This window comes from Streptomyces sp. TAA040, assembly GCF_000424845.1.
Map to the genome: position 1 here is coordinate 49999 of NZ_AUKR01000005.1, position 14332 is coordinate 64330.

Genomic DNA, 14332 nt, shown 5'->3' on the forward strand with positions numbered 1-14332 from the left:
GGCCCGGGCGCCGCAGGGAAGGGTTCGGCTCCCGGGTCGCGGCTCACTCCTCCGCCGGCGCGGGCCCGGTCTCCTCGACCCGCTCGACGAGCACCCGGTCGATCTGGTTGCGACGGCCGGCGACCGACTCGGCGGTGAGCCGCAGTCCGGTCAACGGCGGGTCGACGCGCTCCTCGGAGAGGTCGACGACGGCGACCGCGCCGGCGATCGGCACCCGACCGAGCAGCTTCGCCAGCAGCCCGCCGACCGTCTCGACGTCCTCGTCGTCGAAGTCGTCCAGGCCGTACAGCTCGCCGAGGTCCCCGATGTCGAGCCGGGCCGTCACGCGGTACCGGCCGTCGCCCAGCTCCTCGATCGCGGGCAGCTCCCGGTCGTACTCGTCGGCGATCTCCCCGACGATCTCCTCCAGGATGTCCTCGATGGTGACGATGCCCGCCGTGCTGCCGTACTCGTCGATGACCACCGCGACGTGGCTGCGGTCGCGCTGCATCTCGCGGAGCAGGTCCCCCGCGTTCTTGGTGTCGGGCACGAACACCGCGGGCCTCATCGCGGTGGACACCGGCTCGCTCTCCGCGTCCCGTTTGATGTGCACCTTGCGGGAGAGGTCCTTGAGATACACCATCCCGACCACGTCGTCCTCGTTCTCGCCGGTGACCGGTATCCGGGAGAACCCGGACCGCAGAGCGAGGGTGAGGGCCTGCCGGATGCTCTTGTACCGCTCGATGGCCACCAGGTCGGTGCGCGGCACCATCACCTCGCGCACGAGCGTGTCCCCCAGTTCGAAGACGGAGTGCACCATCCGGCGCTCCTCGTCCTCGATCAGCGACTCCGACTCGGCGAAGTCCACCATCGCCCGCAGCTCCGCCTCGGAGGCGAACGGCCCTTTGCGGAAGCCGCGTCCGGGGGTGAGAGCGTTGCCCAGCAGGATGAGCAGCTGCGGCAGCGGCCCCAGCACCCGTGCGAGCGGTACCAGGACGTAGGCGGCGGCGGTGGTGGTGTTGAGCGGGTGCTGGATGCCGATCGTCCGCGGGGAGACCCCCACCGCGACGTACGACACCAGAACCATCACCGCGATCGCGACGGCCAGCGCCTGCCAGGTCGCGTCGAAGCTGCGCAGCGCGACGTGGGTGACGAGCACCCCCGCCGCCATCTCGCTCGCCACCCGGAGCAGCAGGGCGAGGTTGAGGTAGCGGACGGGGTCGGCGGCCACCTCGGCGAGCCTGGCGCTGCCGCGCCGCCCGACGCGGACGGCCTCCTCGGCGCGGAAGCTGGTGGTGCGGGCGAGGCCGGCCTCGGCGCAGGCGGCCAGCCAGGCCACCACGACCAGCCCGACGGCCGAGCCGATCAGCGGAGCGGTCATGACGTCGTCGGCGCCGGCGACGGACCGGTGAGGCCCTGCTCGCCGCGCCAACCGTCGACGATGGCCTTCTGCAACCCGAACATCTCGGCCTTCTCGGTCGCGTCCTCGTGGTCGTAGCCGAGCAGGTGCAGCACCCCGTGGACGGTGAGCAACTGCAGTTCCTCGTCCATGGAGTGTGCGGTCTCGGCCGACTCGCCCTGCGCCTGTGCCACCTCGGGGCAGAGCACGATGTCGCCGAGCAGCCCCTGCGGCGGCTCCTCGCCCTCCTTGGCGGGCGGGCGGAGCTCGTCCATCGGGAAGGACATGACATCGGTCGGGCCGGGGAGGTCCATCCACTGCCGGTGCAGTTGCTCCATCGCGTCGGAGTCGACGACGATCACCGAGAGCTCCGAGAGCGGATGGATACGCATCCGGGCGAGGGCGTAGCGGGCGATGTCCAGAATCGCCTGCTCGTCCACCTGCCGCCCGGACTCGTTGTTGACGTCGATCGCCATGGTGCGTGTGGGCTACTTTCCGTCGCGGTCGTCGTAGCGGTCGTAGGCCTCGACGATACGTCCGACCAGCTTGTGCCGGACGACGTCGGTGCTGCTGAGCCGGGAGAAGTGGATGTCGTCGACGTCCTCCAGGATCTCCCGCACCTGGCGCAGCCCGCTCTTGGTGCCGGTCGGCAGGTCGACCTGGGTGACGTCGCCGGTGATCACGATCTTGGACTCGAACCCGAGCCGGGTGAGGAACATCTTCATCTGCTCGGCACTGGTGTTCTGCGCCTCGTCCAGGATGATGAAGGCGTCGTTGAGGGTCCGTCCGCGCATGTAGGCGAGCGGCGCGACCTCGATCGTGCCCGCGGCCATCAGCCGGGGGATGGAGTCCGGGTCGAGCATGTCGTGCAGGGCGTCGTACAGCGGACGCAGGTACGGGTCGATCTTCTCGTAGAGGGTGCCCGGCAGGAAGCCGAGCCGCTCTCCGGCCTCGACCGCCGGGCGGGTGAGGATGATCCGCTTGACCTGCTTGGCCTGGAGGGCCTGCACGGCCTTGGCCATCGCGAGGTAGGTCTTGCCGGTGCCCGCGGGCCCGATGCCGAACACCACGGTGTGGGTGTCGATCGCGTCGACGTAGCGCTTCTGGTTGAGGGTCTTGGGGCGGATCGTGCGGCCCCGGTTGGAGAGGATGTTCTGGGTGAGGACCTCGGCGGGGTTCTCCACGCCGTCGCCGCTGCCCTGCTCCGCTCCGCGGAGCATCGCGATGGAGCGTTCCACCGCGTCCTCCGTCATCGGCTGGCCGGTGCGCAGCACCAGCATCATCTCGTCGAACAACCTCTGGACGAGGCCGACGTCCGCCGCGTTGCCGGTGGCCGTGATCTCGTTCCCGCGGACGTGGATGTCCGTCGCCGGGAACGCCTTCTCGATCACCCGCAGCAGGGAGTCACCCGAACCGAGCACCGTCACCATCGGGTGCGTCGCCGGGACGGTGAAGCGGGCACTTGCCTGTTCCGTGGATGTATGCGTCATGGGCCGGCTCTGTGGCCTGCTCAACCCTCTCTGTGACTGCGGTGCGCCTTGGGGTACCAAGAGTACGACGGACCGGGGGCGGGGCCGCTCGATTTACCCCCCGTGCGACCGGGCGCGGTGACCCCTCGCGCCGCCGCGCCCCGCCACCCGCGGGCAGCGCCGGCACCCGTGCTCCGCCGGCGGTCACTCGCGGCGGAAGCCGATGGTCGGCACCGCCCGGCGCAGCGGCCAGGGGGCCTCACTGTCGGTGAGCAGCTCGCGGAGGAACCCGTACCGGCAGAGCGCGCCCGGGTCGCGGTGCGGGCAGGCGTGCACCCGGTGGCACCAGGCCGCGAGTTCGGACCAGCCGGGAGCGGAGAGCGAGCCGCCGAACTCCTGCACCGACAGGCCGGCCGCGAGCCCGGCGAAGGCGAGCCGGTCCCGCAGCGGCCACCCGGCCAGCGAGGCCATCACGAAGCCCGCGGTGAACACGTCGCCGGCGCCGGTGGGGTCCAGCGCCTCCACGGCCACCCCCGGCACCTCGACGGTGCGCCCCGTCCGTTGGTCGGCCGCACAAGCCCCGTCCGGGCCCATCGTCACCACGGCCAGCGGCACCCGCTCGGCGAGCGCGCCGGCCGCCGCCTGCGGGGAGGCGGTGCGGGTGTAGCGCATCGCCTCCTCCGCGTTCGGCAGGAACGCCTCGCAGTGCGGCAGGTCGGGCAGGGCCGCCAGGTCCCAGCGGCCGGTGTCGTCCCAGCCGACGTCGGCGAAGATCCGGCTGCCGCGGGCGGCGGCCTCCGCGATCCAGGGCTGCGGCTCGCCCGGTGTCAGCGAGGCCACCGCGGCCCGGCACGGCGGCGGGCCGTCCACCGCCGGCTCCTCCGGGCGGGGCGCCTCGTGCCCGTGCGAGACCATCGTCCGCTCGCCCTCGTACGCCATCGACACGGTGACCGGCGAGTGCCAGCCGGGGACCGTCCTGGACAGCGCCAGATCGATGCCCTCCCCCTGCTCCAGGGACTCCCAGCAGTAGGTCCCGTACATGTCGTCGCCGAAGGCGGCGGCGAGAGAGGTGCGCAGACCGAGACGGGCCAGGGCGGTGGCCATGTTCGCGACACCGCCGGGGCTGGACCCCATGCCGCGCGCCCAGGACTCGGTGCCGCGCACCGGCGCCGAGTCGAGCCCGGTGAAGACGACGTCGAGGAAGACCGGCCCGGTGAGGTAGACGTCGCAGGCCGGGTCCCGCGGGGTGCGCAGCGCGGCGAGTGGGTCGAGCATGCCCTCAAGTCTGCCGGAAGGGCAGTACCGTCCGTGGCATGCGACTCACGATTCTCGGCGGCGGCGGTTTCCGCACCCCGCTGGTGCACCGGGCACTCGCCCGCGACCCGGGGCTAGTCTCCGAACTGACGCTGTACGACGCGCATCCCGGTCGGCTGAACGTGATCCGCACGGTGCTCGGGCAGCAGCCCGGCGGGCCGCCGGTACGGGTCGCGGACGGCCTCGACGACGCCCTGCGCGGGGCGGACTTCGTGTTCTCCGCGATCCGGGTGGGCGGCACCGCAGGGCGGGTGGAAGACGAGCGAATCCCGCTCGCCGAGGGCGTGCTGGGCCAGGAGACGGTGGGCGCCGGCGGGGTGCTGTACGCCCTGCGCACGGTACCGGTCGCCCGCCGGATCGCCGACCGGGTGCGGGCGGTCGCGCCCGGCGCCTGGGTCATCAACTTCACCAATCCCGCGGGCCTCGTGACCGAGGCGATGTCCGAGGTCCTGGGTGACCGGGTGATCGGGATCTGCGACTCCCCGGTGGGCCTGGTGCGGCGGGCGGCGCGCGCCGCCGGCGCCGATCCGGACGCCGTCGGTTACGACTACACCGGGCTGAACCACCTCGGCTGGCTGCGCTCGCTGACCGCGGACGGCGTGGACCTGCTCCCCGGGCTGCTGGCCGACGACCGGGCGCTGGGCGGTTTCGAGGAGGGCAGGCTGTTCGGCGGCCCCTGGCTGCGGGCGCTGGGCGCACTGCCGAACGAGTACCTGCACTACTACTACTTCCGGCGGGAGACCCTGGCAGCCGTCCGGTCCGCCGCGCACACCCGGGGCGAGTTCCTCGACCGCCAGCAGGGGGAGTTCTTCGCCCGCGCCGCCGCAGAGCCCGGCGAGGCAGCGGAGCTGTGGCGGCGGACCCGCAGGGAGCGCGAGGAGACCTACCTCGCGGACAGCAGGGCGGCGAGTGGCGGCTGGCAGCGGGACACGTGCGACCTGGACGGCGGTGGCTACGACGCGGTGGCGCTGGCCCTGATGCGGGCCCTCGCGCGGGACGCGCCGACCCGGCTGATCCTGAACGTGCCGGGCGGCGGCGTCCTGCCGGCGCTGCCGGACGAGTCGGTGGTCGAGACGGTCTGCGAAGTGACGGCCCGCGGAGCGCGACCGGTGACCGGCACCGGGCTCGGCACGGCGGAACTCGGGCTGGTGCTCCAGCTCAAGGCCGCGGAGCGGGCGACCGTCGAGGCGGCGGTGTCCGGCTCCCGCCGGGCGGCGCTGCGGGCACTGGCCCTGCATCCGCTGGTGGACTCCCCCGCGGTGGCCGCCCGGATCCTGGACCGCGCAGGGCCGCTCCCCGCTCCGGCCTGAGCCGTGGGGCCCCGGGACCGGGGCCCGGCCCGGAGCCTGGGGCCCCGGGCCTTCGGAAGCCGGTCAGCGGCGGGGCGGGAGCGGTACGCGGAGCAGGTCGTGGGCCACGGTGAGCTCCCCGTCGAAGCCGGCCGTCCTGGCCTGCTCGGCGAACCGGTGCGGCTCCCGGTAGCGCTGCGAGAAGTGAGTGAGGACCAGGTGTCGCACCCCCGCTCCGGCGGCCACACGACCGGCCTGCCCGGCGGTGAGGTGGCCGTGCTCCTCGGCGAGAGCGGCGTCCTCGTCCAGGAAGGTGGACTCCGTGACCAGCAGGTCGCAGTCCTGGGCCAGGGCGTACACCCCCTCGCAGAGCCGGGTGTCCATCACGAACGCGAAACGCTGCCCCGGTCGGGGTTCGCTGACGTCCGCCAACTTCACTCCGCGCAACTCACCGGTGCGCCGCAGCAGTCCGACGTCCGGACCGCTGACGCCGTGCGCGGCGAGCCGCTCGGGCAGCATCCGCAGGCCCGGCGGCTCCTCCAGCCGGTAGCCGTAGGACTCCACGGGGTGGGAGAGCCTGCGGGCGGACAGCGACAGGACGCCCAGCCGCGCGAGTTCGCCGTTCCGCTCGACGGGTTCGACCCGCAGCGGCACCGTCTCCCGGTAGGCGGTGGCGTACCGCAGGCGGTCGAAGAACCGTCGCCCGGAGGCCGGGAAGTGGGCCGTGACCGGGTGCGGCACCCGGTCCAGGTTGATCCGCTGGATCACGCCCGCCAGCCCCAGCGAGTGGTCGCCGTGGAAGTGGGTGACGCACAGCCGGGTCAGGTCGTGGGCGGAGACACCGGCGAGCAGCATCTGCCGCTGGGTGCCCTCGCCGGGGTCGAACAGCAGGCCCTCGCCGTCCCAGCGCAGGAAGCACCCGTGGTGGTTGCGGTGGCGGGTCGGGACCTGGCTCGCCGTGCCCAGCACGATCAGTTCGCGCACGGACACCGGTTACCCGGGCGGCCAGTCGAGCCCGCGCCCGGCGAGCACGTGGGCATGGGCGTGGAAGACCGTCTGCCCCGCGGCGGCCCCGGTGTTGAACACCAGCCGGTACGCGCCCGCCCGCTCCAGACCGGCCACCTCCCCGGCGACGCGGACCACCTCGGCCATCGTCGCGGGCTCCTCGGCGGCCAGTTCCGCGGCGTCCCGGTGGTGCGACTTGGGGATCGCCAGTACGTGCACGGGCGCCTGCGGGTTGATGTCCCGGAAGGCGAGCGCGTGCTCCGTCTCCAGGACGACGGTCGCCGGCACCTCTCCGGCCACGATCTTGCAGAACAGGCAGTCCGCCTGCGGTTCTCCAGCCATGCCGCCGAGGTTACCGGCCCGGGCCCCGGCGGGTGGCACGGGCCGGTCACCGGCACGGCGCACGGGCCGCAGCGCCGCAAGATCCGCAGCACCGCACGCGGCGACCGGGACCACTCCGGACGTCAGCTCCAGCGGCCGGAGCGGCCCAGCAGCAGGGCCGCGGCCGCCGTGCCCGCGGTCGAGGTGCGCAGCACGCTGCGGCCCAACCGGTAGGGACGGCCACCCGCCGCGGAGAACTGCGCCAGCTCCTCCGGTGACACCCCGCCCTCCGGGCCGACGACGAGCACCAGCTCCCCGGCGGCGGGCAGTCCGGCGGTCGCCAGGGCGCGGTCCCCCTCCTCGTGGAGCACCGCGACGAAGTCGGCCGCCGCAAGGAGCGGGAGCAGCCCCCGGGTGGCGGTGGGCTCCTCGACGACGGGGAAGCGCAGCCGGCGCGACTGCTTGCCCGCCTCCCGCGCGGTCGCCCGCCACTTCGCGAGGGCCTTCGCGCCGCGGTCGCCCTTCCACTGCGTGACGCACCGGGCGGCGGCCCAGGGCACGATCCGGTCGACGCCGGTCTCCGTCAGCATCTCGACCGCGAGTTCGCCCCGGTCGCCCTTGGGCAGGGCCTGCACCACGGTGATCCGCGGTCGGTGCTCCGGCTCGGTGCGCAGCTCGGTGACGGCGACCTCCAACCGGTCCTTGCCACTCACCGAGGCGACCGTCCCGTACGCACCCCGGCCCCCGCCGTCGGTGAGCACCAGCTCCTCACCGACCCGCAGCCGACGTACCGACACCGCGTGCCGCCCCTCCGGGCCGTCGAGCGGTACGGTCCCGGTGGCCAGCCGGTCCGGCTCCACCAGGAACACCGGTGCGGTCATGGGGCTCCCTTGGCAGCGAGCGCCTCGCGGGCGGTCGCCAGTTCGGCGGCCAGCAGCTCGACGAGCGGACCGGCCGGCAGTTCCCGGGCGAGCCGGTGGCCCTGGCCCGCCCACAGCGCCATGCCCTGCGGGTCGCCGGCCCTGGCCGCGGCCTTGCGCAGCCCGGAGGTGAGATGGTGCACCTGCGGATAGGCCGCCGGCGCGTAGGGACCGTGCTCACGCATGAACCGGTTGACGAGCCCCCGGGCGGGCCGACCGGAGAACGCGCGGGTGATCTCGGTGCGGGTGAACAGCGGGTTGGTCAGCGCCTGCTTGTGCAGCGGATTCGCACCCGACTCCGGGCAGACCAGGAAGGCCGTGCCGAGTTGGCCGGCGCCGGCGCCGGCGGCGAGCACCGCGGCGATCTGCTCACCGAGCATCAGCCCGCCCGCGGCGATGATCGGCAGGTCCACCGTCGCCCGCACCTGGGCGATCAGCGTCAGCAGTCCCACTCCGGCGGCACGGCCGTCCGACTGCGGGTCATCGCGGTGGGTGCCCTGGTGTCCGCCCGCCTCCACGCCCTGCACGCAGAGGATGTCCGCCCCGGACCACTGGGCGGCCTGCGCCTCCGCGACCGAGGTGACCGTGACGGCGGTGACCGTGCCGACCTCCGCGAACCGCTCCAGCACCCGGCGGGAGGGGCAGCCGAAGGTGAAGGAAACCATCGGGACCGGGTCGTCGAGGAGGATGGCGACCTTGCCCTCGTAGGCGTCGTCGTTCCCCTGGTCCGGGTCTCCCAGCTCGGTGTCGTACCAGGACGACTCGCCGGCGAGCTGCTCCCGGTACACCTCGACGGCGACGGTGGTGTCGCTGCCCGGGCCCTGGGAGGACTGCGGCATGAACAGGTTCACCCCGAACGGGCGGTCCGTCAGCCTTCGCAGCGCCCTGGTCTCCTCGTACACCGCCTCCGGCGTCTTGTAGCCCGCAGCCAGGAAACCGAGGCCACCGGCCCGGCAGACAGCCGCGGCAAGCTCCGGGCAGGACGCCCCGCCGGCCATCGGGGCCTGCACGATGGGGTGCGCGGACAGAGCGGAGAGTGTCGTCAGCACGGAGGACATGGGGCCATCCTTTCACGCACCGCGATCCCCACCGCGGGCGGCACCGGCGCCTCGTACGGCGCCGGGGCGCGGTGGCCTCCCACCGGGCCCGGGGGCCGACGGGACGCCACCGCATGCCGGGTCAGCGTCCGTTGAAGGCGTCCTTCAACCGGGAGAAGAGCCCCTGCTGACCGGGCTGGAACTGGCCGACCGGCCGCTCCTCACCGCGCAGCTGGGCAAGCCGGCGCAGCAGCTCCTCCTCCTCGGGCTCCAGCTTCGAGGGGGTCTGCACCTCGACGTGGACGATCAGGTCGCCCCGCCCGCCGCCGCGCAGGTGGGTGACGCCGCGTCCGTGCAGCGGGACCGACTGCCCGGACTGGGTGCCGGGCCGGATGTCGACCTCCTCCATCCCGTCCAGCGTCTCCAGCGGGCACTGGGTGCCCAGCGCTGCCGCCGTCATCGGGATGGTGACGGTGCAGTGGAGGTCGTCGCCTCGCCGCTGGAAGACGGGGTGGGCGTTCTCGTGGATCTCGACGTAGAGGTCGCCGGCGGGACCGCCGCCCGGACCGACCTCGCCCTCGCCCGCGAGCGCGATCCGGGTGCCGTTGTCGACACCGGCCGGGATCTTCACCGTCAGGCTGCGCCGGGAGCGCACCCGGCCGTCGCCCGCGCACTCCGGGCACGGCGTCGGGACCACGGTGCCGAAGCCCTGGCACTGCGGACACGGCCTGGAGGTCATGACCTGCCCGAGGAAGGAACGGGTCACCTGCGAGACCTCGCCACGCCCGCGGCACATGTCGCAGGTCTGCGCCGAGGTGCCCGGCGCCGCCCCCTCGCCGCTGCACGTGGTGCAGACGGTGGCGGTGTCGACCTGGATCTCCTTCGTGGTGCCGAAGGCCGCCTCTTCGAGGTCGATGTCCAGCCGGATCATGGCGTCCTGGCCCCGGCGGGTGCGGGAGCGCGGTCCGCGCTGCGCCGCGTTGCCGAAGAAGGCGTCCATGATGTCGGAGAAGTTGCCGAAGCCGCCGCCACCGCCGAAACCACCGCCGCCAGCGCCGCCCGGGTCGCCGCCCAGGTCGTACATCTGCTTCTTCTGCGGATCGGAGAGGACCTCGTAGGCGGTGTTGATCTCCTTGAACCGCTCCTGGGTCTTCGGATCCGGGTTCACGTCCGGGTGCAGCTCCCGGGCGAGCCTGCGGAAGGCCTTCTTGATCTCTTCCTGCGAGGCATCCCGCTGCACACCCAGGATCGCGTAGTAGTCCGTCGCCATTTATGACTCCGCGAGAATCTGTCCGACGTAACGTGCCACTGCGCGTACCGCTCCCATCGTTCCGGGGTAATCCATGCGGGTCGGTCCGACCACGCCGAGTTTGGCCACTGCCTCGCCGCCGGAACCGTAGCCGACGGACACCACCGAAGTGGAATTCAGTCCTTCATGGGCGTTCTCGTGACCGATACGGACCGACATTCCCGAGTCCGTCGCCTCGCCCAGCAGCTTCAGCAGGACCACCTGCTCCTCCAGCGCTTCCAGCACCGGGCGGATGGTCAGCGGGAAGTCCGGGCCGAAACGCGTCAGGTTGGCGGTGCCACCGATCATCAGACGCTCCTCGGTCTCCTCGACCAGGGTGTCCAGCAGGGTGGAGAGCACGGCCGAGACCGTACTGCGGTCCTCCGTGTCGAAGGAATCCGGCAGGTCCTGCACCAGGCGCGCGACCTCGGTGAACCGCTGCCCGACGACCCGGCTGTTCAGCCGGGCCCGCAGATCCGCCACCGAGGGTTCGCCGATCGGCTCGGGGCAGTCGATCAGCCGCTGCTCCACCCGCCCGGTGTCGGTGATCAGGACCAGCATCAGCCGCGCCGGGGCGAGCGCCAGCAGCTCCACGTGCCGGACGGTGGAGCGGGTCAGCGAGGGGTACTGCACCACGGCGACCTGCCGGGTGAGCTGCGCCAGCAGCCGCACCGTGCGGCCCACCACGTCGTCCAGGTCGACGGCGCCGTCCATGAAGTTCTGGATGGCGCGGCGCTCCGGGGAGGACAGCGGCTTGACACCGGCGAGCCGGTCCACGAAGAGGCGGTAGCCCTTGTCCGTGGGGATCCGGCCGGCGCTGGTGTGCGGCTGGGCGATGAAGCCCTCCTCCTCCAGCGCGGCCATGTCGTTGCGCACCGTCGCCGGGGAAACCTGGAGCTGGTGCCGCTCGGTGAGTGCCTTGGAACCGACCGGCTCCTCGGTACCCACATAGTCCTGGACGATGGCACGCAGCACCTCAAGCCTGCGTTCACTGAGCATTCGGCGCACCTCCCGTCCGCTGATGGGCCTGTCGTGACCCGTGGGTCTCGTTTGGCACTCCGAGGCTGCGAGTGCCAGCTTCCCCTGAGCAAGTGTACGGCCGGGTACCGCGGCCTGAGCAAGGGCGGCGGCCCCGACCGTACCGTGCGACGCGCCCCGCCGGGGACCCGTCCCCCTCCGCATCCCGCGCCCGGACGGGAGCGCGGAAGCCGTACGGTGGCGAAGGCGGGACTTCCGGAGCAGACCGGCGCCCGCGCGGAGGGAGACGTATGACACCCCGCTGGGAGGAGCTCGCCCCCGGTGTGCTCCGCTGCCGTCTGCCGGGCTGGGACGCGACGGTCGGCGTGGTCGCGGGCTCGGAGGCCGTGCTGGTCGTCGACACCGGCTCCGGGCTGCGGGACGGCGCGCTGATCCGGGACGAGGTGCACCGGCTGGGCGGCCGTCCGGTCATCCACGTCGCCCTGACACATCCGCACTTCGACCATGTGCTCGGCACCGCCGCCCTCCCCGGCGCGCGGGTGTACGGCGCGCCGGGCACGGCCGCGCTGCTCGCCGGGGGCGGCGAGGCGCTGCGCGCCGACGCGGTCCGGCACGGTGCCGACCCCGTCGCCGCGGCCGAGGCCTCCGGCGCGGTGGTCGCGCCGGAGCACGAGGTCTCCGGCAAACTGCCGCTCCGGCTGGGCGGGCGGGACGTACTGCTGACCGACGTCGGCCCGGGGCACACCGGTCACGACCTGGCCGTGCTGGTCCCCGGGCCGCCCGCGGTGGTCTTCTGCGGCGACCTCGTGGAGGAGTCCGGCGCACCGCAGGCCGGACCGGACGCCGTTCCGGCCTGCTGGCCCGCCGCGCTCGACCGGCTGCTGGCCCTCGGCGGGCCGGCCGCGGACTACGTCCCGGGGCACGGGGCCGTGGTCGACGCGGCCTTCGTCGCGGCCCAACGCGACGAGCTGGCGCGCCGATTCGGGGGCGGATGACCGCACACCCGCGTCCGCGGGGGCAGAATGGTGCCATGCGCAGCAGGAGCTACGGACCCGACCTCACTCCGCCGTGGAAGCGGCCCGCGCCGGTGCCCGAGGTGCCGGCCGACCCGGGGCTGGTGGTTGAGGAGCCCGGCACCGGCTTCTGCGGTGCGGTGATCCGCTGCGAGAAGACGGCGGAGGGCCTCACCGTCACTCTGGAGGACCGCTTCGGCAAGCACCGGGTCTTCCCGATGGCACCGCGCGGCTTCCTGCTGGAGGGCCGTCCCGTCACGCTGGTCCGCCCCGGCACGGGGACGGCGGCGCGGGCCGCTCCGAGGCGGACGGCCTCCGGTTCCCTCGCGGTGCCGGGGGCACGGGCACGGGTGGCCAGGGCGGGCCGGATCTTCGTCGAGGGCCGGCACGACGCGGAACTGGTGGAACGCGTCTGGGGCGACGACCTGCGCATCGAGGGCGTGGTGGTGGAGTACCTGGCCGGCATCGACGACCTGCCGCGGATCGTCGAGGACTTCGGCCCGACCCCGGACGCCCGGCTCGGCGTCCTCGTCGACCACCTGGTGCCCGGCTCCAAGGAGTCCAGGATCGCGTCCGCGGTGCGGGACGAGGACGTGCTGATCGTCGGCCATCCGTACATCGACGTCTGGGAGGCGGTGAAGCCCGCCTCGGTCGGCATCGACGCCTGGCCCCGAGTGCCGCACGGCCAGGACTGGAAGACCGGCGTGTGCCGCTCGCTGGGCTGGCCGGAGAACACCGGAGCGGCCTGGCAGCGCATCCTCGGCTCGGTCCGCTCCTACCGCGACCTCCAGCCGGACCTGCTCGGGCCGGTGGAGCGGCTCATCGACCACGTCACCGTGGGCGGGCCCACCGGCTGACGGCGCCCGTGCGCCTGCGGCCCCGCGTCCCCCGACGCCGGACGGCGTCCGGCGCGGTGCCGATGCCGGACAATGGGGGGCATGCCCTCTGCACTGCCCGACGGCGACCCGATGCCCGAGGACGGGTCCCTGCCCGCCCACGCCCTGACCGGGGGCGCGAGCCGCCCGCTGGGCTTCTACCTCCACGTGCCCTACTGCGCCACCCGCTGCGGCTACTGCGACTTCAACACCTACACCACCGAGGAGCTGCGCAGCGCGAACGGGACGGCCGCCTCCCGGGAGACCTACGCGGCCAACCTGGTCGAAGAGGTCCGACTGGCCCGCAAGGTGCTCGGAGACGAACCCCGCCCGGTGGAGACCGTCTTCGTCGGCGGCGGCACCCCCACCCTGCTGCCCGCGGCCGACCTGGCCCGGATGCTGGCCGCCGTCCGCGAGGAGTTCGGGCTGGCCGAGGGCGTGGAGGTCACCACCGAGGCCAACCCGGAGTCCGTCGACCCCGCCTACCTCTCGGAGCTGCGCGCGGCCGGGTTCAACCGCGTCTCGTTCGGCATGCAGAGCGCCCGGCAGCACGTGCTGCGGGTCCTCGACCGGCAGCACACCCCGGGCCGTCCCGAGGCCTGCGTGGTCGAGGCCCGGGCAGCCGGATTCGACCACGTCAACCTGGACCTGATCTACGGAACCCCCGGGGAGAGCGACGACGACTGGCGGGCCTCGCTGGCCGCGGCCGTGGCGGCGGGCCCCGACCACGTGTCGGCGTACGCGCTCATCGTCGAGGAGGGCACCGGGCTGGCCCGGCGCATCCGCCGCGGCGAGGTGCCGATGACCGACGACGACGTGCACGCGGACCGCTACCTGATCGCCGAGGAGATGCTCTCGGCGGCCGGGCTGCACTGGTACGAGGTGTCGAACTGGGCCGCCGAGGGGGCCTCGGCGGCCCGCTGCCGCCACAACGAGCTGTACTGGACAGGCGCCGACTGGTGGGGGGCCGGGCCCGGAGCGCACAGCCACGTCGGCGGTGTCCGCTGGTGGAACGTCAAGCACCCGGCGGCCTACGCGCAGGCCCTGTCCGAGGGGCGCTCCCCCGGGGCGGGACGTGAGGTGCTCTCCGAGGAGGACCGGCGGGTGGAGCGAATCCTGCTGGAGCTCCGGCTGGCGTCCGGCTGCCCGCTGGACCTGCTCACACAGGCGGGGACCGAGGCCGCCCGCCGGGCCGTCGAGTCCGGACTGCTCCGGGCCGAGGCCCACCGGGAGGGCCGGGCGGTGCTCACGCTGCGCGGGCGGCTGCTCGCCGACGGCGTGGTGCGCGAACTGGTCGACTGAGCCCGGAAAGCCGCGGCGGCCCGGGGCTCCGGGCCGCCGCGGTACGACCGAGGGCCCCGCCCCGGGGAAGGGGGCAGGGCCCTCGGTACGGTGCTGCTCGATGCGCCGCACCCGCGTGGCGAACGCAGGCCGCGTGCGGCGCG

The 14332-nt window shown here is 73.6% G+C and carries 14 protein-coding genes; 4 read left to right on the forward strand and 10 right to left on the reverse strand.

Annotated elements, in window-relative coordinates:
- Positions 1-43 precede the first annotated feature (43 nt).
- From H300_RS0104175 to H300_RS0104190, 4 genes are all read right to left on the reverse strand, one after another.
- Entirely contained in the window at positions 44-1360 is a 1317-nt protein-coding gene (locus tag H300_RS0104175; RefSeq protein WP_028426432.1) for a hemolysin family protein, read from the reverse strand.
- Complete coding sequence (gene ybeY, locus H300_RS0104180) at positions 1357-1854, reverse strand: rRNA maturation RNase YbeY (RefSeq protein ID WP_028426433.1); 498 nt, start codon at positions 1852-1854, stop codon at positions 1357-1359. Before ybeY ends, H300_RS0104175 begins: the two co-directional genes overlap by 4 nt.
- 12 nt (positions 1855-1866) lie before the next feature.
- Positions 1867-2868 carry a PhoH family protein gene (locus H300_RS0104185; protein WP_028426434.1) on the reverse strand — a complete coding sequence of 334 codons (1002 nt, stop codon included), beginning with the start codon at positions 2866-2868 and terminating at the stop codon, positions 1867-1869.
- Positions 2869-3051: 183 nt separating this feature from the next.
- Complete coding sequence (locus H300_RS0104190) at positions 3052-4122, reverse strand: PfkB family carbohydrate kinase (RefSeq protein ID WP_028426435.1); 1071 nt, start codon at positions 4120-4122, stop codon at positions 3052-3054.
- Positions 4123-4160: 38 nt separating this feature from the next.
- Here H300_RS0104190 and H300_RS0104195 point away from each other — a divergent pair, with 38 nt between their 5' ends.
- Positions 4161-5471 carry a family 4 glycosyl hydrolase gene (locus tag H300_RS0104195; protein ID WP_028426436.1) on the forward strand — a complete coding sequence of 437 codons (1311 nt, stop codon included), beginning with the start codon at positions 4161-4163 and terminating at the stop codon, positions 5469-5471.
- Positions 5472-5534: 63 nt separating this feature from the next.
- Here the strand turns inward: H300_RS0104195 and H300_RS0104200 are convergent, their stop codons facing one another.
- The 6 genes from H300_RS0104200 to hrcA form a co-directional block, all read right to left on the reverse strand.
- Positions 5535-6440: a ribonuclease Z gene (locus H300_RS0104200; RefSeq protein ID WP_028426437.1), complete on the reverse strand. Its 906-nt coding sequence runs from the start codon at positions 6438-6440 to the stop codon at positions 5535-5537.
- Positions 6441-6443: 3 nt separating this feature from the next.
- Entirely contained in the window at positions 6444-6797 is a 354-nt protein-coding gene (locus tag H300_RS0104205; protein WP_028426438.1) for a histidine triad nucleotide-binding protein, read from the reverse strand.
- A gap of 122 nt (positions 6798-6919) precedes the next feature.
- Positions 6920-7657, reverse strand: coding sequence for a 16S rRNA (uracil(1498)-N(3))-methyltransferase (locus tag H300_RS0104210; protein ID WP_028426439.1), 738 nt, complete (start codon positions 7655-7657; stop codon positions 6920-6922).
- Positions 7654-8754 (reverse strand): nitronate monooxygenase, encoded by a 1101-nt coding sequence (locus H300_RS0104215; protein WP_037979085.1) that lies wholly within the window; start codon positions 8752-8754, stop codon positions 7654-7656. The genes H300_RS0104210 and H300_RS0104215 overlap by 4 nt, the downstream gene beginning before the upstream one ends.
- A gap of 121 nt (positions 8755-8875) precedes the next feature.
- A complete protein-coding gene (gene dnaJ / locus H300_RS0104220) occupies positions 8876-10003 on the reverse strand; it encodes a molecular chaperone DnaJ (RefSeq protein WP_028426441.1) in 1128 nt (375 codons plus the stop codon).
- Complete coding sequence (gene hrcA, locus H300_RS0104225; RefSeq protein WP_028426442.1) at positions 10004-11020, reverse strand: heat-inducible transcriptional repressor HrcA; 1017 nt, start codon at positions 11018-11020, stop codon at positions 10004-10006. It lies immediately after the preceding gene.
- A 269-nt stretch (positions 11021-11289) separates the two neighbouring features.
- On the opposite strand from hrcA, the gene H300_RS0104230 reads away from it, so the two are divergent.
- From H300_RS0104230 to hemW, 3 genes are all read left to right on the forward strand, one after another.
- Entirely contained in the window at positions 11290-11994 is a 705-nt protein-coding gene (locus tag H300_RS0104230) for an MBL fold metallo-hydrolase (protein ID WP_028426443.1), read from the forward strand.
- A gap of 35 nt (positions 11995-12029) precedes the next feature.
- A complete protein-coding gene (locus tag H300_RS0104235; RefSeq protein WP_028426444.1) occupies positions 12030-12869 on the forward strand; it encodes a DUF3097 domain-containing protein in 840 nt (279 codons plus the stop codon).
- Between the two features lie 81 nt (positions 12870-12950).
- Positions 12951-14189 carry a radical SAM family heme chaperone HemW gene (hemW, locus tag H300_RS0104240; protein ID WP_028426445.1) on the forward strand — a complete coding sequence of 413 codons (1239 nt, stop codon included), beginning with the start codon at positions 12951-12953 and terminating at the stop codon, positions 14187-14189.
- Positions 14190-14332 lie beyond the last annotated feature (143 nt).